This window comes from Pantoea sp. CFCC18179 (genome assembly GCF_059412405.1).
Map to the genome: position 1 here is coordinate 88,106 of NZ_JBNBPM010000010.1, position 20,492 is coordinate 108,597.

The following is a 20,492-nucleotide window of genomic DNA, read 5'->3' on the forward strand; positions in this document are numbered from 1 at the left end:
GGGATTTACCATGGCAAAAACGATTAATCGACTGCTGCTCAGCATGGTGATCGGCGGGGCGTTGCTAAACAGCGTTTCTCTGCACGCGGCGAACACGCCGGCGGCGGTAGTGAAGCAGCAAACGCTGGATGTTATCGACCTGTCTGAATTGCAACTTGATGGCGCCGCCGCGTTGGTGCTGACATTCAACACGCCGTTGGATAGCAAACAAGATTTTGCCTCGCGGGTGAAAATCATCGACGACAAAAGCGGCAACGTCGATGGCGCCTGGGAGCTGGCGCAAAACGGTAAAGTTCTGCGTTTTCGTCATCCGGAACCTTCGCGCAAACTGACTATTACCGTTGATGCCAGCCTGCAAGCCGCGGATGGCAGCACCTTATCTAAGCCTTTTAGCGAAACACTCACTACGCGCGATATCCAACCGATGGTCGGTTTCGCCAGTCGCGGTTCATTGCTGCCGCTGCGCTTAACGCAAGGCTTACCGGTGTTGGCATTGAATGTGAATAATGTCGACGTTGATTTCTTCCGGGTTAAAAGCGCCGCATTAGCGGATTTCCTCGCTCAGTGGAATTACGGCAACAATATGTCGTACTGGGAATCACGCGATCTGCTGAAGAATGCCGATTTGGTTTACAGCGGACGTTTCGATCTCAATCCTGCCCGCAATACCCGTGAAAAAATGCAGTTGCCGTTGGGCGATGTCGATGCGCTGCAAAAGCCCGGCGTCTATTTGGCGGTGATGAAACAGGCCGGAACCTACAACTACACGCAACCGGCGACACTGTTTACTTTGAGCGACATCGGTTTGTCGCTTCATCAGTTCCCGGATCAACTTGAACTGTTTGCGCAAAGTCTCGCCAGTGGCGCACCGCTTGATGATGTGAACGTGCAACTGCTGGATGAGAAGGGCAAACAACTGGCGAGCGGCAGCAGCGACAATAACGGTCACCTGCGTTTACCGGCTAATGCCAAAGGAAAACTGCTGCTGGCGACACAAAAGGGCCAAACGTCGCTGATCGATCTTAACCGCCCGGCGCTGGATCTGGCTGAGTTTCCGATTGATGGTCCGCAAGGCTACGACAAACAATTCTTCGTGTTTGGTCCGCGTGATCTTTATCGTCCGGGCGAAACGGTGATCGTCAACGCGCTGTTGCGTGATGCCGATGGCAAACCGTTACCTGCGCAACCGGTGAAAGCCGAAGTGGTGCAACCCAATGGCGAAGTGACGCAAACTTTTGTCTGGCAGCCTGAAAATGGCGTTTATCAACAACGCTTTGCTTTACCCGCTTCAGCGATGACGGGCGAATGGACGCTGCGTATTAACAGTGGCGACAATCAGCCACGCAGTTGGCCGTTCCACGTTGAAGATTTTCTGCCGGAGCGTATGGCGTTGTCGCTGAACAGCAACGCGCAGCCGCTGACACCGGATGCGGATGTCACCTTTGATATTGAAGGTCGATATCTTTACGGCGCGCCCGCCGCTGGCAACGAGCTGCAAGGGCAGCTGTTCCTGCGCCCAGCGCGTGAAGCGGTCGCTGCACTGCCGGGCTATCAATTTGGCGACATCACCGACGACCTGAAACGTTCGCTGGATGATGTGGATGAAAAGCTCGACGACAGCGGTAAGTTGCAACTCAATGTTGAAAGCAGCTGGAAGGAGAGTCATTCGCCACTCAATTTGATCCTGCAAGCTAGCCTGCTCGAAACCGGTGGTCGTCCGGTGACGCGCCGCGTAACACAAGCGATTTGGCCTGCACCTGCCTTGCCGGCGATTCGTCCATTATTCAACAGCGAATCGGTGTACGACTATCGCAGCGATCGTTATCACGACGAGCCGACCGTGCCAGAAAATAGCCTCGCCGAATTCGACGTGGTGTATGCCAACAGCCAGGGAGAAAAGCTGGCAGCACAAGATCTGGATGTGCGCCTGATTCACGAACGCCGTGACTATTACTGGAGTTTCTCCGACAGCGAAGGCTGGCAATCGCGCTTCGATCAAAAAGATCTGCAAGAAGAGCAGCAGCGCATCACTATCCCCGCTGGTGGCAGTCAGAAAGTCAGTTTCCCGGTTGAGTGGGGCACCTATCGTTTAGAAGTGCATGCCGGTGACAACATCGTCAGCAGCGTGCGCTTCCAGGCCGGTTATTGGTGGCAGGACAACACCAACGGCACCGGCGCGCTGCGTCCGGATCAGGTCAAACTCAAAATCGACAAAACTGCTTATCATGCGGGCGATACCGCGCATGTAAAAGTCGAATCACCGGCAGCCGGAAAAGGCTATTTGATGGTGGAATCCAGCACCGGCACCTTGTGGTGGCAACCATTGGATGTGCCAGTCGGAGGCGCAACCATTGATGTGCCGATCAGCGACAGCTGGCAGCGCCACGATCTCTATCTCAGCGCCATTGTGGTGCGTGACGGCGACAAAACCAGCGGTACCACGCCGAAACGTGCGGTTGGCTTGTTGCATTTGCCGATGGCGACGGAAGCGCGTCGCCTTGGGCTGACAATCGAAGCGCCTGATAAAATCCGCCCTGAGCAAACCTTAAAAGTGAAGGTGAAAGCCAGCCGCGACGGCGGCGCATTGCCGCAGCAGGTTCAGGTGTTGCTCTCTGCTGTGGACAGCGGCGTGCTCAACATCACCGATTACAAAACGCCGAATCCGTGGGAGGCGTTTTTTGGTCGTAAGCGTTACAACGCCGATCAATACGATGTGTTTGGTCAGTTGATCGAAGGTGGCGGCAAACTTGCAGCGCTGCGCTTTGGTGGCGACGGCGATGACAGCGATGCGTTGTCGCGTGGCGGCAAAAAACCGGTGACGGACGTGCAGATCGTGGCCGAGCAATTGCAAGCCGTCACGCTGGATGCCAACGGCGAAGGTACGCTGGAACTGCCGATTCCGGCCTTCAACGGTGAACTGCGTTTGATGGCGCAAGTGTGGAGCGACGACAGCTTTGGATCGACCGATCATAAGCTGGTGGTGGCCGCGCCGTTGATCAGCGAACTGGCGACACCGCGTTTCCTTGCTAATGGCGATCAAGCCACGTTGGCGCTGGATCTTACCAACCTCACCGATCAAGCGCAGACGTTAAAAATCACTGTCGCTGCCAGCGGGCAGATCGCGCTGAACGGGCAGGTTCCAACCAGCGTGCAGTTAGCAAAAGGCGCGCGCACCACGTTGCCAATCCCGGTTAAAGCGCAGGGCGGTTTTGGTGACGGTGCTGTGCAGGTCAATGTCTCCGGCATGAGTTTGCCGGGTGAAAAGCTGGGACCTAGCGAGCGCACATGGAAAATTGGGGTGCGTCCGCCCTATCCGGCACAAACGTTGAGTTTTGATAACGTGATGCAAACTGGTCAAAACTGGCAGGTAATGGCCAGCGCCTTTAACGGCTTGCAGCCCGACACCCTGAGCGGACAGCTTTCTCTGAGTAACCGACCGCCGCTGAATATTGCCAGCTTTATCAGTTCACTGTACGCCTACCCGTATGGTTGTCTCGAACAGACGACAAGCGGTATTTGGCCGTCAGTGTTCACCAATCACGCACAGCTCACGGCGATGGGCATCAAAACCAGCAGCGACGAAGCGCGTCGCGCCTCGATTGATACCGGCATCGCACGTTTGGCGGGCATGCAGCGTGGCAACGGCAGTTTTGGTCTGTGGAGCAAAGAGAGCGAGGAAGAGTTCTGGCTAACTGCTTACGTCACGGATTTCCTGCAGCGCGCCAGTGAAGCCGGTTACAGCATTCCGCAGGGTGTCATCAGCCGTGCCGATGAACGTTTGCTGCGCTATTTACAGGATCCGGCACAGATTGAAACCAGCTGGAGCAGCGATGCCGATGGCTTACGTTTTAGCGTACAAGCCTACGCTGGATTGGTGCTAGCGCGTCAGCAGCAAGCTCCGTTGGGTGCACTGCGTGCGTTGTATGAAAAACGTGAGCAGGCCAAATCGGGTCTGGCGCTGGTGCAACTTGGCGTAGCGCTGAAGCTGATGGGCGATCAACAACGCGCGCAATTGGCGCTGGCGCAAGGCATTGGGCTGGAGCGCAAACCTAACAGCTGGCTTGGCGATTACGGCAGCCCGGTGCGTGATCGCGCATTGATATTGTCGCTGCTGACGGAAAACCAACTGCTGCCAGAGATGCAAGGCCCATTGTTAATTGAATTGGCAAAAGTGGTGCATGGACAACGCTGGTTCTCCACTCAAGAGAACAACGCCTTGTTCCTCGCCGCTCGCACCTTGCAACAGCATAAAGGTGAAAACTGGCAGGCGACACTGCAAGGCAAATCAGAACCGCTGAGCAGCAACCAGATGCTGAATATCGGCATTGATGAACAACAGTTGCGACAAGGCCTGTCGGTGAAAAGCGACAACGCATCGCCGCTTTACGGCACGCTGAATGTGGTCGGTTATCCTCGCACCGCACCGTCGCCAATCAGCAACGTGCTGAAAATCAGCCGTGAATACTTCACGCTGGATGGCAAACCTGCCGACCTCACTAATCTGAAAAGCGGTGAGCTGTTAGTGGTGCGTTTGAAAGTTGCGGCCAGCGAACGCGTCAGCGATGCGTTGGTGGTCGATCTGCTGCCTGCCGGGCTTGAACTGGAGAACCAAAACCTCAGCGACAGCAGCGCCAGTTTAGGCGACAGCGCCGATGCGTTGAAAGAGAGTATGATGGATATGCAGCAGGCCAATATTAAGCACATCGAATTCCGCGACGATCGCTTTGTGGCCGCGCTAGCGCTGGATGGTTATACGCCGGGCACCTTGCTCTATCTGGCGCGCGCCGTAACGCCAGGCAGTTATCGCTTGCCGCCGCCGCAGGTGGAATCAATGTACGTGCCGGAATGGCGGGCGATTGGTAGCACGCCAGAAAAAATCAATGTGCGTTAAGCATTGATGAAGCTAGCGATAAAACTAAAGCGGTGGCGCTGGCTGCCGCTTTTTTTACTACTGTTTTTGGCTGCGTTGTGGCTATTGGATCGCCTGTCGCCGCTGCCGTTACAGGAAATGCAACCAGCACGGGTGGTGGTGGCGGAAGATGGCACGCCGCTGTGGCGTTTTGCCGACAAGCAAGGCGTGTGGCGCTATCCTGTGACGCTGGACGAGGTATCACCAGCCTACATCGAGGCATTGCTCACCTACGAAGATCGCTGGTTCTGGCATCATCCCGGCATCAATCCGATGGCGGTGGTGCGCGCTGTTGGGCAGAACGTGTTACATCGCGGCATTGTCTCTGGTGGCAGCACGCTTACCATGCAGGTGGCGCGGCTGATTGATCCGCAACCGCGCACCTTGCGTGGCAAAGTGGTGCAAGCCTGGCGCGCACTACAACTTGAATATCACCTTTCCAAGCGCGACATTCTTACGCTGTATCTCAATCGTGCGCCGTTTGGCGGCACGGTTGAAGGCGTGGGCGCGGCAAGTTGGATGTGGCTGTGCAAACCACCCTCGCAACTTACCAAAGGCGAAGCGGCATTATTGGCGGTGTTGCCCCAGGCACCAAGTCGTTTGCGGCCCGATCGCTGGCCACAACGCGCCGAAGTCGCTCGCAATAAGGTATTGGATCGACTGGCGGAATATCAGGTTTGGTCCGCGCAGGATGTCGCCGATATCAAACAGGAGAGCGTGTGGCTGCCGCCGCGCCAGATGCCACAACATGCGCCATTGCTGGCTCGGCGTTTATTGTCGCTGTCGCCCGACAATAAAATCACCTCAACCATTGATCTGTCGCTACAGCGCGAATTGGAGAATTTAGTCGCGTCGCTAAAAAGCAACCTGCCGCCGCGTACCTCGATGGCGCTGTTGGTGGTGGATCATCAAAGCATGAAAGTGCGCGGCTACGTTGGATCGGTGGATTTTAATGACGATAGCCGTTTTGGCCATGTCGATATGATCTCCAGCGTGCGATCGCCTGGCTCGGTGCTGAAGCCGTTTGTCTATGGTATGGCGCTGGATGATGGGCTGATCCACGGCGAATCCCTGTTGCAAGATGTGCCGCGCCGTTTTGGCGATTATCGTCCCGGTAACTTTGATTCCGGTTTTCACGGTCCGGTCAGCGCCAGCGAGGCGCTGGAGAGATCGTTAAATTTGCCGGCGGTGCAACTGCTGGATGCATTAGGGCCAAAAACCGTGGCGGCACGCTTGCGTAACGTCGGGCTAAATCTGCGTTTTCCGGCGGGATCCGAACCCAATTTGTCGCTGGTGCTTGGCGGTACCGGCGCGCGTCTTGATGACATCGTCGCGGCTTACAGTGCTTTCGCCCGGCAAGGCAATGCCGCGCAACTGCGTTGGCTGACAACGCAGCCGTTACAGCAAAGGCCGCTGCTGTCGCCGGGTGCCGCATGGATTGTGCGTCGTATTTTGGCCGGTGAAGCGCAACCCTCGGGGAGTGGAGCGGTGGCTGATATTGTGCCGCTAGCGTGGAAAACCGGCACCAGTTATGGCTATCGCGATGCGTGGACGATTGGCATCACGCCACGTTATCTCATCGGCGTGTGGGTTGGTCGGCCCGATGCTACGCCGGTTGCTGGGCAGTTTGGTTTTGCTTCGGCAGTACCGGTGATGAATCAAGTTAACCATATCCTCGCCGGGCATATGCCCATCACGGGTGCGCCGCGCGATCCGCGTCCGGTATCCGTTAGCGCAATGAGTATCTGTTGGCCCGGCGGTCAACCGTTGCCAATCGGCGACGAGAATTGTCGTCAACGACGTCAAAGTTGGGTATTGAATCAAACCGTGCCACCAACGCTGCTGGCACCGGGACAGGAAAGCGTCAGCGGTTTACGTCAGCGTTATTGGCAAAACAGCCAGGGATTGCGCGTGGCGGCAGATTGTCCTGATGCGCAAAGTCATGAGCGAATGATGTGGCCATTGCCGTTAGAACCTTGGCTGCCGGTTGCAGAACGGCGTGCGCAACGCTTACCGCCCATCGATCCGGCTTGCCCGCCGCTCAATCAAGGCAGCGCGCCGCCGATGGTCATTACCGGCGTAATTAACGGTCAGCATGTGCAGCCGCTGCCAGGCAAAGTGGTGTTAGTGATGCCGGTGGCGGTGCAAGGTGGGCAAGGTGAACAACGCTGGTGGTTTTTGAATGGCAAACCTATCGAACAAGATGCGGGGAAAAGTAGCGCGGCATTAGTGCTGGATGAACCGGGCCAATATCAACTGGTGGTAATGGATGAAGCAGGGCAATTGTCATCGGTGGCATTTAGCCGAAATTGAGTCCGTGTATGGCATATTTTTTGCGTGTTTGCCCCGACAAAAATCAATTATTTTCAATAATTCCACCAATCGCCAATAGGCAACGCGCCATGATGTCCCTATAATCGGCGCGTTTTCTTACCGGGAGGAACTCCCGGATTCTTCAGGATGCTAACTAGAGGTCAACATGGCAATCGAACGTACTTTCTCAATCGTGAAACCAAACGCCGTCGCTAAGAACGTGATTGGTGCTATCTACAACCGTTTTGAAAGCGCGGGCTTCAAAATCGTTGGCGCGAAAATGCTGCACCTGACCAAAGAGCAGGCTGAAGGCTTCTACGCTGAGCACAAAGGTCGTCCATTCTTTGATGGTCTGGTTGAATTCATGACTTCTGGTCCAGTTGTGGTTTCTGTACTGGAAGGCGAAAACGCCGTTCAGCGTCACCGTGATCTGATGGGTGCAACTAACCCAGACAACGCGCTGGCAGGTACTCTGCGTGCTGACTACGCTGACAGCTTCACCGAGAACGCGACCCACGGTTCTGATTCAACTGAATCTGCAGCACGTGAAATCGCTTACTTCTTCGCTGAAAACGAAGTCTGCCCACGCACTCGCTAAGTGCGTTGATGCCTAAGCGGACACGCGTGTTTACAGCTTTTCAACAACTGTAGGCGCTTCCCCCTGGCATCATGCAGCAGATGTAGTACAATTATGCGCCCTTGTTGAGCCAGTCTCAGCGAGGGCGCAGTTTTTTATCTACTATTAACCAGAGCCGTAACGTGTAACAACGAGGCCAGAGAATATTATGTCCGAACAGATTGTGACGCCGCCGTCCGCTTCCCCCGTGGTTGTTTCCCCAAAAAACGAAAAAATTAACCTGCTGGATCTTAACCGTCAGCAGATGCGCGAATTCTTTCTTGATATGGGCGAAAAGCCGTTCCGTGCCGATCAGGTCATGAAGTGGATGTATCACTACTGCTGCGATGATTTCGAGCAGATGACTGATATCAATAAAGTACTGCGCGGCAAATTGATGCAGCGCGCTGAAATCCGTGCACCGGAAGTGGCGGAAGAGATGCGTTCCAGCGATGGCACCATCAAATGGGCGATTCGTGTTGGCGACCAATTGGTGGAAACCGTGTATATCCCGGAAGCCGATCGTGCAACGCTGTGCGTCTCCTCGCAGGTTGGTTGTGCGCTGGAGTGCAAATTCTGTTCGACTGCGCAGCAGGGCTTTAACCGCAACCTGCGCGTCTCCGAAATTATTGGTCAGGTATGGCGCGCCGCGAAAATCATTGGTGCCGCGAAAATCACTGGCCAGCGCCCGATCACCAACGTGGTGATGATGGGCATGGGTGAGCCGCTGCTCAATCTGAACAATGTGGTGCCAGCAATGGACATCATGCTGGATGACTTTGGTTTCGGCCTGTCTAAACGCCGTGTCACGCTGTCGACTTCAGGTGTGGTTCCGGCTCTGGATAAGCTGGGCGACATGATTGATGTGGCACTGGCGATCTCGCTGCATGCACCTAATGATGCTATTCGTGACGAAATCGTGCCGATCAACAAGAAGTACAACATCGAGACGTTTCTTGCCGCGGTGAAGCGTTACATTGGCAAATCCAACGCCAATCAGGGCCGCGTGACCATTGAGTATGTGATGCTGGATCACGTCAATGACAGCACCGATAACGCGCACGAGCTGGCGGCATTACTGAAAGATACGCCGTGCAAAATCAACCTGATTCCGTGGAACCCGTTCCCGGGCGCGCCGTATGGCCGCAGCTCGAACAGTCGCATCGACCGTTTCTCTAAAGTGTTGATGGATTACGGTTTCACCACCATTGTGCGTAAAACCCGTGGCGACGATATTGATGCCGCTTGTGGTCAGTTGGCGGGCGATGTGATTGACCGTACCAAACGCACGCTGCGTAAGAAAATGGCGGGCGAAGCCATCTCTGTGAAGGCGCTCTGAAACTCTGCGCCTGGTGATATTCACCGGGCGTAACTCATGTCAGTCTCTCCGCACAATTTTTATGGAGAGACTGAAATGCGTAAGGGATTATTCGCGGCGATGTTGGCCAGCTTAGTTGTAACCGGTTGTGTCACTCATCCAGCCCGACAAAGCGCGGCAGATATCCGTTTGCAGTTAGGTTTACAGTATCTGGCGGTGAAAGATTATGCCGCCGCGCAGCGCAATTTGTTGCGTGCGCAGCAGGCTGCGCCAGATGATTATCGTGTGCCATTGGCGCTGGCTCGTGTGGCGCTGGCACAGCAAAATCACGCGCAAACGCGCGGCCATTTTCAACGTGCGCAGCAGTTAGCGCCACTCAATGGCTATGTGGCTAACAATTACGGTGCGTTTCTTTGCGGTTTAAGGCAGTATGACGAAGCGCATCAACAGTTTAAGCTGGCAATTGAAGCGCAGGAAATCGAGGCTCGTCAGGATGCATTTCTGTTTTCGGGCTATTGTTACCTGCAAGCTGATGAGAGTGCCGCAGCGCGCGAGCAGTTAAGTTACGCGCTGGATGCCGCACCTGAGCAGGGCAAGCAACTGCTAAGGGAAGTGGAAAGGCGGCTTGAACAGCAGGAACAGAACTCAGTTCCGCTGCTTTTAGAAGTGTACCATCAGCATTTGCCGGCAACGGCAGACAGCACATGGTTACAGATACGTTTCGCCGCGCAACAGGGAAACGCTGCTGACGTTACACGTTATGGCGACCGGTTGGCGCGAAGTTTTCCACAATCGATACAGTACCAGCGTTATTTAGCTAATGAATACTGAAGCCACTCAAGAGAATTCTGCAGTACATTCCACAGGTGAACGCCTGCGTCTGGCCCGTGAGCAGATGGGGCTGACCCAGCAAAACGTCGCTGAACGCCTGTGCCTGAAACTTTCTACCGTGCGTGATATTGAAGAGGACAAATCACCTGCTGATTTAGCTTCGACTTTCCTGCGCGGCTACATTCGCTCTTATGCCCGTTTGGTGCATGTGCCAGAGGATGATCTGTTGCCGATGATGGCAAAGCAGGCTCCTGTGCGCGCAGCCAAGATCGAGCCAATGCAGAGCTTCTCATTGGGTAAGCGTCGTAAAAAGCGTGATGGTTGGCTGATGATTTTCACCTGGTTGGTGATCTTCGTCGTGGTTGGCTTAACCGGTGCGTGGTGGTGGCAGAACCATAAAGCTTCGCAGGCCGATCTGGTGAACATGGCCGACCAAAACGGCAGCGGTGGCGACAGCCAATCTATTCCGTTGGGCGAAAACAGCAGCGACAGCAATAGCGATGCGGATAGTAACGCTGCGGGCACGCCAGTGGATAACGGTGCCGGTGCAGTTGCCACACCAAACGCTAGCGCGCCAGCAAACAGCGCGTCTGCCGCAAACAACAGTGCTCCTGCGGCAACCAACGGCAGCGACAATGCCGTGGTTTCACCAAGCCAGGCGCCAATTGATAATGCGCCGCCTGCGGCGACTTCTCCAGCACCGGCGAACAGCGTACCAGCCGGCCAAATGCCGACGGCTAATGCTGCAGTCAGCCAGCCAGCGGGTGATCCGAATGCGGTGGTGATGAACTTTAAAGCCGGCTGCTGGCTGGAAGTGACCGATGCGACCGGCAAAAAGTTGTTCAGTGGTTTGCAACGTAGCGGCGGTAAGCTGAGTTTGTCCGGTACGGCTCCGTATCGTCTGAAAATTGGCGCACCGAGTGCGGTTGACGTGCAATATCAGAATCAGCCAGTTGATTTAAGTCGCTTTATCCGTAATAACCAGGTTGCCCGTCTGACGCTGGGTGCGCAATAACGCGCAGCGCGCTTTCCGGGTAATTGTGGAGAGAGAATATGCATAACGAAGCACCCATCATCCGTCGCAAATCAACACGGATTTACGTCGGCAAGGTGCCAGTTGGCGATGGTGCGCCCATCGCCGTTCAGTCAATGACCAACACCCGTACCACTGATGTGGACGCGACCGTCAACCAGATTCGCCAGCTTGAGCGCGTCGGTGTTGATATTGTTCGCGTATCCGTGCCAACCATGGATGCGGCTGAAGCCTTCAAACTGATTAAGCAACAGGTCAACGTGCCGCTCGTCGCGGACATTCACTTTGACTATCGTATCGCCTTAAAAGTGGCCGAGTATGGCGTCGATTGCCTGCGTATCAATCCAGGCAACATTGGGAATAATGAGCGTATCCGCCAGGTAGTGGATTGTGCGCGCCATTACAATATTCCGATCCGTATCGGCGTCAACGCCGGTTCACTGGAAAAAGATCTGCAGGAAAAATACGGTGAGCCAACGCCGCAGGCGCTGCTCGAATCCGCGATGCGCCATGTGGATCACCTCGATCGCCTCAACTTTGATCAATTCAAAGTCAGTGTTAAAGCTTCCGACGTTTTCCTCGCCGTTGAGTCTTATCGTCTGCTGGCGAAAGCCATCGATCAGCCGTTGCATTTAGGTATCACCGAAGCCGGTGGTGCGCGTGCCGGTTCGGTTAAATCAGCCATTGGTTTAGGTTTGCTGTTGGCCGAAGGGATTGGCGATACGCTGCGTATTTCACTGGCCGCCGATCCGGTTGAAGAAGTGAAAGTCGGCTACGACATCCTCAAATCTCTGCGCATCCGTTCACGTGGCATCAACTTTATTGCCTGCCCGACCTGTTCGCGTCAGGAATTTGATGTCATCGGCACGGTGAATGCATTGGAAGAGCGTCTGGAAGACATCATCACGCCAATGGATATCTCCATTATCGGCTGCGTGGTGAATGGTCCCGGTGAAGCTACGGTGTCAACGCTCGGCGTAACCGGCGGCGCTAAGAAAAGTGGCTTCTACGAAGATGGTGTACGCCAGCGCGATCGTCTGGATAACAATGACATGATCGATCAGCTGGAAGCGCGTATTCGCGCCAAGGCGACCATGCTGGATGAAAGCCGCCGTATCAACGTGCAACAGCTGGAAAAATAAAAGCGGTGCGCGCCTGTCGCGTGCCAGTTTGTGATTGAACCTGTGCGGTTTCATCCTCATAAGGTATGATGCCGGACAGGTTTTTTTGTCTTAAGAGATTCTAACGTGGCGAAGAATATTCAAGCGATTCGCGGGATGAACGATTATCTGCCGGCGGATACCGCGATTTGGCAGCGTATTGAAGGCACCCTCAAGCAGGTTTTGGCCAGCTACGGCTACAGTGAAATCCGTCTGCCAATCGTTGAGCATACCCCGTTGTTCAGCCGCGCCATCGGTGAAGTCACCGACGTGGTTGAAAAAGAGATGTACACCTTCGAAGACCGCAACGGCGAAAGCCTGACGCTGCGCCCGGAAGGCACCGCAGGTTGCGTGCGTGCTGGGATCGAACATGGTTTGCTCTACAATCAGGAACAGCGTCTGTGGTACACCGGCCCAATGTTCCGTTACGAGCGTCCGCAGAAAGGTCGTTATCGCCAGTTCCACCAGATGGGTGTCGAAGTGTTTGGTCTGCAAGGCCCAGACGTTGATGCAGAGCTGATCATGATGACCGCGCGCTGGTGGAAAGCGCTGGGTATCGCCGATCACGTCGAGCTGGAATTGAACTCGATCGGTTCATTGGATGCGCGTGCCAATTACCGCAGCGCGTTGGTCGCGTTCCTTGAGCAACATCAGGACGTGCTGGACGAAGATTGCAAACGCCGCATGTATACCAATCCACTGCGCGTGCTCGACAGCAAAAATCCTGATATCCAGAAACTGCTCAACGATGCGCCAACGCTCGGTGAATTCCTCGATGAAGAGTCGCGTGAACACTTCAGCGGTTTGTGCGCCATGTTGGATGACGCCGGTATCAAATACCGTATCAACCAGCGTCTGGTGCGCGGCCTCGATTACTACAACCGCACCGTATTCGAATGGGTGACCAGCAGCCTCGGCTCGCAGGGTACTGTTTGTGGCGGCGGACGTTACGATGGCTTGGTTGAACAGCTCGGTGGTCGTGCGACGCCAGCGGTCGGTTTTGCTATGGGCATGGAACGTTTGGTGTTACTGGTGCAAGCGGTTAATCCAGAATTTGAACCGACGCGCATTGTTGATGTCTATGTTATCGCTTCGGGGCAGGGCGTTCAGTCCGCCGCGATGCAACTAGCGGAAAAACTGCGTGATGCTGATCCAGCATTGAAGCTGATGACCAACTTCGGTGGCGGCAACTTCAAGAAGCAGTTTACCCGTGCAGACAAGTGGGGCGCACGCATTGCGCTGGTGCTGGGCGAAGATGAAATGAAAGCGGGCCAGGTTGTGGTGAAAGACTTGCGTACCGGCGATCAACAAACGCTGGCTCAGAGCGACGCCGCTGCGACGTTGCGCACGCTGCTGCAGTAAGCGCAGCACTGCAACAGCCATATTAAAGAGAGGGATTGCGTGGAAGTTTACAGCAACGAAAACGAACAAGTTGACGCGCTGCGTCAGTTCTTTGCCAACAATGGCAAATTTCTGGCCGTTGGCGTAATCATCGGTATCGCTGCGCTGGGTGGCTGGCGTTTCTGGTCCAGCCATCAGGAAGGAACAGATAAAGCGGCATCAGCAGAGTATCAGCAGCTGACCAGCGCCATGCAGGCCGATCAGCCGCAAACGCTGGAAGCCGTGGCTAAATTCGCCAGCGAAAATAGCAACACTTACGGTGCGCTGGCCTCGCTGGATCTGGCTAAGCAGTACGTTGAAGCCAATCAGTTAGATAAAGCCATCACTCTGTTACAGAGTGGATTGAAAGATACCAAAGATGCCAACTTGCAGGCGGTGATTAACCTGCGTCTGGCACGCATTCAATTGCAGCAAAGTCAGGCCGATGCCGCACTTTCTACGCTTAACAATGTTAAGGGTGATGGCTGGACAGCCATTGTGGCGGATATTCGTGGTGAAGCACTGCTGAGCAAAGGCGACAAGCAGGGCGCACGCGATGCCTGGAGCAAAGGTGCCGAATCGCAGGCTTCTCCTGCGCTGAAGCAAATGCTGCAGATGAAGATGAATAACTTAAGCTAAGCCAGTCAAGAGAGCGCACATGGAATTACGTAAATACCTGCTGCCGGGGCTGATTTCAGTCACTCTGCTCAGCGGTTGCTCGCTGTTCAGCGGCGAAGAAGATGTAGTGAAAATGGCCCCGCTGCCAAAAGTGGAAAACCAGTTTACGCCGCAGACTGCGTGGAGCACTTCCGTAGGTGATGGCGTTGGTGACTTCTATTCCAACTTGCACCCAGCCTGGCTGGACGGCACCGTCTACGCAGCCGATCGTTTTGGCGTGGTGAAAGCGCTGGATGCCAGCAACGGCAAAGAGAAATGGAAAGTTAATCTCTCTGAGAAAACCGGTTTCTTCTCTAAAAACATCTCCGCACTGCTGTCTGGCGGCGTAACCGCTAATGGCGACCGCATCTACATCGGTAGCGAACGTGGTCAGGTGTTTGCACTGAATACCAGCGATGGTGGCATTGCCTGGCAGACTAAAGTCGCCGGTGAAGCGCTGTCGCGTCCTGTGGTCAGTGATGGTTTAGTACTGATTCACACCAGCAACGGCATGTTGCAAGGTCTGGATCAGAGCACTGGTGCTATCAAATGGAGCGTCAACCTTGATATGCCTGCGTTGTCGCTGCGTGGCGAATCCGCACCGACTGTCGCCTTTGGTGGTGCCATTGTTGGCGGTGACAATGGTCGCGTGAGCGCAGTTATCGTCAATCAAGGCCAGCTGATTTGGCAGCAGCGTATTTCGCAGCCAAGCGGCGCCACTGAAATCGATCGCCTGAGCGACGTTGATACCACGCCAGTGGTAGTTAACGGCGTGGTGTATGCATTGGCATATAACGGAGATCTTACCGCGCTGGAACTGCGTTCTGGTCAGGTGTTGTGGAAACGTGAAATCGGCGGCGTGAAAGACATGGTGGTGGATGCCGGTCGCATCTATCTGGTTGATCAAGATGACCGCGTGATTGCCTTGAATGCTGACGGTGGCGTGGCCATCTGGCGTCAAAGCGATCTGCTGCATCGCAACCTGACTTCACCGGTGCTGTTCAACGGTTATCTGGTGGTTGGCGATAGCGAAGGCTACGTGCACTGGATTAATACCCTTGATGGTCGCTTCGTGGCGCAGCAGAAACTGGATAGCGACGGCTTCCAGACTGAACCGGTTGTTGCCGGTGACAAGCTGCTGATCCAGGCGAAAGGTGGTGAGGTTTACGCCATCACGCGTTAAGGTTTTGGCTTTGCGGGAATCTGTTTCCCGCTCGCTTATACGGCTCCTGATTCGTCAGGGGCCGTTTCGTTTTTAGTCAGGCATGGTATTCTTTGCGCCTTCCGCCTGACGCCTGACGGCAAATGTCGTTATAATCACGCCATTCGGGCGATTTATTTTTAAAACTGAGGCAAGTCTTATGGTACCTGTGGTCGCGCTGGTTGGGCGTCCCAATGTGGGAAAATCTACGCTTTTTAACCGTTTAACACGCACTCGTGATGCGCTGGTGGCGGATTTTCCTGGGCTGACTCGCGATCGCAAATATGGTCGCGCCGAAGTGGAAGGGCGCGAATTCATTGTTATTGATACCGGCGGTATCGATGGCACCGAAGAAGGCGTCGAAAACCGCATGGCGGAACAATCGCTGTTGGCGATTGAAGAAGCCGATGTGGTGCTGTTTATGGTGGATGCGCGCGCGGGCGTGATGCCAGCGGATCAGCAAATCGCCAATCACTTGCGAGCACGTGAAAAAGCCACTTTTGTTGTCGCTAACAAAACTGACGGTATCGATCCTGAAGCTGCGGTGCTGGATTTCTATGCGCTGGGCTTAGGTGAAATTCACCCTATTGCCGCTTCGCACGGTCGTGGGGTCAACAGCTTGCTGGAAACCGCGCTGTTACCGTGGATGGATGAAATTGTTCCTGAAGTCGAGCTCACGGAAGAAGAAGAGAACGCCGCCTATTGGGCCGCTTTAGAAGAAGAAGAGACCGAAAAGGCGCTGGCAGAAGAGGAAGAAGAGGATTTTGACCCGACAACCTTGCCGATCAAACTGGCGATTGTTGGTCGTCCAAACGTGGGTAAGTCAACGCTCACCAACCGTATTCTTGGCGAAGACCGTGTTGTGGTTTTCGACATGCCGGGCACCACGCGCGATAGCATCTATATCCCGATGGAACGCGATGAGCGCGAGTATGTTCTGATTGATACTGCAGGCGTGCGTAAGCGTGGAAAGATAACGGAAACCGTAGAGAAGTTTTCAGTAATCAAAACGTTGCAAGCGATTGAAGATGCCAACGTGGTGATGCTGGTGATTGATGCTCGTACCGGGATTTCCGATCAGGATCTGTCGCTGCTCGGCTTTATCCTGAATAGTGGGCGCTCACTGGTGATCGTGGTCAACAAGTGGGATGGCATGACGCAGGAAGCCAGGGATGAAGTCAAAGAGATGTTGGACTTCCGCCTGGGCTTTATCGATTTCGCGCGTATCCACTTTATTTCTGCGCTGCACGGTAGCGGCGTCGGCAACCTGTTTGAATCGGTAACCGAAGCTTACGATTGCTCCACCAAGCGTGTGGGCACGGCAATGCTGACGCGCATCATGACTATGGCCGCTGACGATCATCAGCCGCCATTGGTGCGTGGTCGCCGTGTGAAGCTGAAATATGCGCACGCCGGGGGTTATAACCCGCCAATCGTGGTGATTCACGGCAACCAGGTGAAGGATCTGCCGGATTCCTATAAGCGTTACCTGATGAACTACTTCCGTCGTTCACTCAACGTGATGGGTACGCCGATTCGCATTCAGTTCAAAGAAGGCGACAACCCGTATGCAGGCAAACGTAACCTGCTGACGCCAACCCAGCAGCGTAAACGTCAACGTTTGATGTCACATCTGAAAAAGAACAAGCGTTAACATGATAAGGGCCCAAGCGGGCCCTTTTTTATGTCGGCGCGCATGAATGCGCACCCTACGAGAATCGTGGCAAAGTTACGTAGGGTCGCCATTTATGGTGACCAATACACACCGCAGAGGATGATAAATGAATTCTTACTGCCCAATCTGTCAGCAACCACTTACTCACGCTGAAAACGGTTTTGATTGTCTTCACTGTAACCGCCATTTCAATCCCATCGCCTTATGCCCTGATTGCCATCGCCCGCTGCAAGTGCTGAAAGCCTGCGGTGCGGTGGATTACTTTTGCCAGCATGGCGACGGTTTGATCTCGAAAAAACGCATCGAATTCGTTCCTGATACCCAAGCGGTTTGAGAATTTACGTTATGCCCGGCTATATTTATTAACAAGTTACGGCTGGATTTGTAGCAAAAATGCTATTGAGCAGTAACTCCCTCGTTATGGATATTCACTTTTTAATGTACCAGGTGGTACAATCCTGCCGCCTTGTAGCGAGAATCACTCTCACCTGCGTTGTGTCCTCGCTCACAAGCGCCGAATCACGGGCATTGCACCCGTACCAATAGATATAAAATAAAGCGTAACGGATTAGTTCATGTCTCCAGCATCTGTTGGAGCATTACCACCGGCTGCTTAAGGCTTACCGGCGCCAGCGCATTATTTTTTCAGGAGAGTTTTTGTTATGGCAGAAAATTCCGCTCGTCCCGGTAAAGGGTTGAGCATCTGGTCTGTACTGTTGGGCCTGGTCCTGCTGGCAGTCGGCTTGTTCTTCGCCATCGGTGGCGGCAAGCTAGTCGCACTGGGCGGCAGCTGGTACTTCCTCATCGCCGGTATCGTGATGTTGCTGTCGGCGATCCAATTCTTCCGTCGCAAATCATCTGCGGTCACTCTGTTTATCCTGGTGTTCGTCGGCACGCTGATTTGGTCGCTGTTTGATGCGGGCTGGCATTTCTGGCAGCTGGTTTCTCGTTTGATGGTGCCGGCTGGTTTGATGCTGCTGGCCTTCATCACCTGGCCAGCACTGCGTAAAAGCGAAGGCAAAAGCTCTCTGGCGAAAGTCTCTTATGCGCTGTCGGCGGTAATCGTCGTAGGCATGGTGGCGACCTTTGTACAGATGTTCCAGCCGCATCCTACCGTGGCGTTCACCGGTAAAGAGTTGCCGCTGATTCCTGTCGATAAATCTAAACCGCAGCAAGACTGGAGCAACTACGGCCGTACGCCGGGTGGCGACCGTTTCGCCGCCATCGATCAGATTACGCGCGACAACGTTAAAGATTTGCAGGTTGCCTGGACCTTCCATACTGGCGATACGCCAATCAGCCCAACCGGTAACGGTGCGGAAGATCAGCAAACACCTTTGCAGATTGGCAACACGCTGTACCTGTGCACCCCGCACAATAACGTGATTGCGGTGGCAGCAGACAGCGGTAAGCAAATCTGGAAACGTGAAATCAACGCACAGGCCGAAGTATGGAACCGCTGCCGTGGTTTAGCCTACTTCGATGCCACCAAACCGTTGCAGCAGCCGTCGCAGCCGGGTTCAACGCCGGTTATCGCGGCAGTATTACCTGCGGGTGATACCTGCCAGCGCCGTATCCTGATGAACACCATCGATGCGCGCCTGATTGCTATCAACGCCGATAACGGTGAACTGTGTGACACCTTTGGTACGCACGGTGTGGTGGATCTGAAAGTCGGTTTAGGGAAAGCGCCAGACCCGCAATATCAGCTGACTTCACCGCCAGCGATGGCCGGAACCACCGTTGTTGTCGGCGGTCGAGTTGCCGATAACGTACAAACCGACATGCCTGGCGGCGTATTGCGTGGCTTTGACGTGATTACCGGCCAAATGCGTTGGGCGTTTGATCCAGGCAATGACGATCCAAATGCGGTGCTGATGCCGGGTAAAGATTACACCCGCAGCACGCCGAACTCGTGGGCACCAATGTCTTACGATCCGGCAATGAACACCGTGTTCCTGCCGATGGGTAGCTCGTCAGTGGATCTGTGGGGTGCGAACCGTACCAAACTGGATCACACTTACGGCGCGTCCATCCTGGCGCTGGATGCTACTACCGGTAAGCAGAAGTGGGTTTATCAGACCGTACATAACGATCTGTGGGACTTCGACCTGCCAATGCAACCGAGCCTGGTAGACTTCCCGATGAAGGACGGCACCAACAAGCCGGCCGTGGTTATCGGGGCCAAAACCGGCATGATTTGGGTGTTGGATCGCCTGACCGGCAAGCCTTTGACTAAAGTTGAAGAGCTGCCAATGCCGCAGGGCCATATCCCGAACGAGCAGTACACCAAAACTCAGCCGCATTCGGTTGAGATGCCAAGCATCGGTAATCAGAAATTGACCGAAGCAGATATGTGGGGCGCAACGCCGTTCGATCAGCTGGCGTGCCGTATTGCCTTCAAAGGTATGCGTTACGATGGCCTGTTCACGGTACCGGATACTGATATGTCGCTCAGCTTCCCAGGTTCACTGGGTGGCATGAACTGGGGCGGTATCTCGTTCGATCCGAATAACCAATACATGTTCGTTAACGACATGCGTTTGGGCCTGTGGGTACAGATGATCCCACAAGACACCAGCAAATCTGCGGCAAGCAACGGTGGCGAAGCGATCAACACCGGCATGGGCGCAGTTCCGCTGAAAGGCACACCGTATGCGGTTAACAAAAACCGCTTCATGTCGCCGCTGGGCATTCCATGCCAGGCTCCGCCATTCGGTACTTTGTCTGCGATTGATATGAAAACCCGTCAAATCGTGTGGCAGGTGCCAGTGGGTACCGTGCAGGATACCGGTCCGTTTGGTATCAAAATGCATGCGCAGATGCCAATCGGTATGCCGACCTTGGGCGGCACGCTGGCTACACAGGGCGGCCTGGTGTTCATCGCGGGTACGCAGGATTACTATCTGCGCGCCTTCGATAGCTCAACCGGTAAAGAAGTGTGGAAAGCGCGTCTGCCAGTGGGCAGCCAGGGCGGTCCAATCAGCTATGTTTCGCCAGAAAATGGCAAGCAGTACATCCTGATCTCAGCGGGTGGCGCGCGTCAGTCGCCAGACCGTGGTGATTACGTGATTGCTTACGCGCTGCCAGACAGCAAGTAAGTTCGAAGCATGAGAAAGGCCGACATCATGATGTCGGCCTTTTTTTATCACCATCCGTGGCAGACACCTTCCATTAAGGTACCTTATTTACTGCTGCTTGGAGGGACGACGGCTTTTTTGACCTCCTTTTCTTCCAGCTTCCCTGGCTCTTTCAGGATCGTTTCTGAAATTACCCCCGCTGACTTTGCCGCCAGCACTACCTGCTTCCCTGGCGCGCTCCGGGTCTTCTGCAAAGTTCCCGGCACCACCTCGTTGCGATTTTTGTGTCATAGCAGAGACCTCATCTAAGGGTGTTTTC

General features: G+C 54.6%; 14 protein-coding genes. 13 read left to right on the forward strand and 1 reads right to left on the reverse strand.

The window, feature by feature from the left end:
* Nucleotides 1-10 precede the first annotated feature (10 nt).
* The 13 genes from ACPUC7_RS18130 to ACPUC7_RS18190 all read left to right on the forward strand — a co-directional run bounded on the left by ACPUC7_RS18130 (nt 11) and on the right by ACPUC7_RS18190 (nt 20,194).
* Nucleotides 11-4,891: an alpha-2-macroglobulin family protein gene (locus tag ACPUC7_RS18130; protein ID WP_494923951.1), complete on the forward strand. Its 4,881-nt coding sequence runs from the start codon at nt 11-13 to the stop codon at nt 4,889-4,891.
* 6 nt (nt 4,892-4,897) lie between these two features.
* Complete coding sequence (gene pbpC, locus ACPUC7_RS18135; RefSeq protein WP_494923952.1) at nt 4,898-7,222, forward strand: peptidoglycan glycosyltransferase PbpC; 2,325 nt, start codon at nt 4,898-4,900, stop codon at nt 7,220-7,222.
* Nucleotides 7,223-7,388: 166 nt separating this feature from the next.
* Nucleotides 7,389-7,820, forward strand: a complete 432-nt coding sequence (gene ndk, locus ACPUC7_RS18140) for a nucleoside-diphosphate kinase (protein WP_013510085.1) — start codon at nt 7,389-7,391, stop codon at nt 7,818-7,820.
* 187 nt (nt 7,821-8,007) lie between these two features.
* Nucleotides 8,008-9,177, forward strand: a complete 1,170-nt coding sequence (gene rlmN, locus ACPUC7_RS18145; protein ID WP_494923953.1) for a dual-specificity RNA methyltransferase RlmN — start codon at nt 8,008-8,010, stop codon at nt 9,175-9,177.
* A 75-nt stretch (nt 9,178-9,252) separates the two neighbouring features.
* The gene (gene pilW / locus ACPUC7_RS18150) at nt 9,253-9,987 is read left to right on the forward strand and encodes a type IV pilus biogenesis/stability protein PilW (RefSeq protein ID WP_494923954.1); all 735 of its coding nucleotides are present in this window, start codon (nt 9,253-9,255) and stop codon (nt 9,985-9,987) included.
* Nucleotides 9,977-11,002: a cytoskeleton protein RodZ gene (rodZ, locus tag ACPUC7_RS18155; protein WP_494923955.1), complete on the forward strand. Its 1,026-nt coding sequence runs from the start codon at nt 9,977-9,979 to the stop codon at nt 11,000-11,002. Before pilW ends, rodZ begins: the two co-directional genes overlap by 11 nt.
* 38 nt (nt 11,003-11,040) lie before the next feature.
* Nucleotides 11,041-12,162, forward strand: coding sequence for a flavodoxin-dependent (E)-4-hydroxy-3-methylbut-2-enyl-diphosphate synthase (gene ispG, locus ACPUC7_RS18160; protein ID WP_007884889.1), 1,122 nt, complete (start codon nt 11,041-11,043; stop codon nt 12,160-12,162).
* Nucleotides 12,163-12,267: 105 nt separating this feature from the next.
* Nucleotides 12,268-13,542 carry a histidine--tRNA ligase gene (gene hisS / locus ACPUC7_RS18165; protein ID WP_494923956.1) on the forward strand — a complete coding sequence of 425 codons (1,275 nt, stop codon included), beginning with the start codon at nt 12,268-12,270 and terminating at the stop codon, nt 13,540-13,542.
* Between the two features lie 39 nt (nt 13,543-13,581).
* Nucleotides 13,582-14,199: a YfgM family protein gene (locus ACPUC7_RS18170; protein ID WP_494923957.1), complete on the forward strand. Its 618-nt coding sequence runs from the start codon at nt 13,582-13,584 to the stop codon at nt 14,197-14,199.
* Nucleotides 14,200-14,218: 19 nt separating this feature from the next.
* Nucleotides 14,219-15,400 carry an outer membrane protein assembly factor BamB gene (gene bamB / locus ACPUC7_RS18175; RefSeq protein WP_343552430.1) on the forward strand — a complete coding sequence of 394 codons (1,182 nt, stop codon included), beginning with the start codon at nt 14,219-14,221 and terminating at the stop codon, nt 15,398-15,400.
* Between the two features lie 178 nt (nt 15,401-15,578).
* Nucleotides 15,579-17,072: a ribosome biogenesis GTPase Der gene (gene der / locus ACPUC7_RS18180; RefSeq protein WP_343552431.1), complete on the forward strand. Its 1,494-nt coding sequence runs from the start codon at nt 15,579-15,581 to the stop codon at nt 17,070-17,072.
* 127 nt (nt 17,073-17,199) lie between these two features.
* A complete protein-coding gene (locus tag ACPUC7_RS18185) occupies nt 17,200-17,427 on the forward strand; it encodes a zinc ribbon domain-containing protein (protein WP_494923958.1) in 228 nt (75 codons plus the stop codon).
* A gap of 328 nt (nt 17,428-17,755) precedes the next feature.
* Entirely contained in the window at nt 17,756-20,194 is a 2,439-nt protein-coding gene (locus tag ACPUC7_RS18190; protein WP_494923959.1) for a glucose/quinate/shikimate family membrane-bound PQQ-dependent dehydrogenase, read from the forward strand.
* An 87-nt stretch (nt 20,195-20,281) separates the two neighbouring features.
* Here ACPUC7_RS18190 and ACPUC7_RS18195 read toward each other — a convergent pair whose 3' ends face one another.
* Nucleotides 20,282-20,464 (reverse strand): con-10 family general stress protein, encoded by a 183-nt coding sequence (locus tag ACPUC7_RS18195; RefSeq protein WP_343552434.1) that lies wholly within the window; start codon nt 20,462-20,464, stop codon nt 20,282-20,284.
* Nucleotides 20,465-20,492 lie beyond the last annotated feature (28 nt).

Excerpts from the sequence above, each read along its gene's own strand:
- ispG (WP_007884889.1), top strand. The coding sequence starts at position 11,041 with ATGCATAACGAAGCACCCATCATCCGTCGCAAATCAACACGGATTTAC.
- rodZ (WP_494923955.1), top strand. The coding sequence starts at position 9,977 with ATGAATACTGAAGCCACTCAAGAGAATTCTGCAGTACATTCCACAGGT.
- pbpC (WP_494923952.1), top strand. The coding sequence starts at position 4,898 with ATGAAGCTAGCGATAAAACTAAAGCGGTGGCGCTGGCTGCCGCTTTTT.
- rlmN (WP_494923953.1), top strand. The coding sequence starts at position 8,008 with ATGTCCGAACAGATTGTGACGCCGCCGTCCGCTTCCCCCGTGGTTGTT.
- ndk (WP_013510085.1), top strand. The coding sequence starts at position 7,389 with ATGGCAATCGAACGTACTTTCTCAATCGTGAAACCAAACGCCGTCGCT.
- ACPUC7_RS18130 (WP_494923951.1), top strand. The coding sequence starts at position 11 with ATGGCAAAAACGATTAATCGACTGCTGCTCAGCATGGTGATCGGCGGG.
- der (WP_343552431.1), top strand. The coding sequence starts at position 15,579 with ATGGTACCTGTGGTCGCGCTGGTTGGGCGTCCCAATGTGGGAAAATCT.
- pilW (WP_494923954.1), top strand. The coding sequence starts at position 9,253 with ATGCGTAAGGGATTATTCGCGGCGATGTTGGCCAGCTTAGTTGTAACC.
- ACPUC7_RS18190 (WP_494923959.1), top strand. The coding sequence starts at position 17,756 with ATGGCAGAAAATTCCGCTCGTCCCGGTAAAGGGTTGAGCATCTGGTCT.
- ACPUC7_RS18195 (WP_343552434.1), bottom strand. The coding sequence starts at position 20,464 with ATGACACAAAAATCGCAACGAGGTGGTGCCGGGAACTTTGCAGAAGAC.
- bamB (WP_343552430.1), top strand. The coding sequence starts at position 14,219 with ATGGAATTACGTAAATACCTGCTGCCGGGGCTGATTTCAGTCACTCTG.
- ACPUC7_RS18185 (WP_494923958.1), top strand. The coding sequence starts at position 17,200 with ATGAATTCTTACTGCCCAATCTGTCAGCAACCACTTACTCACGCTGAA.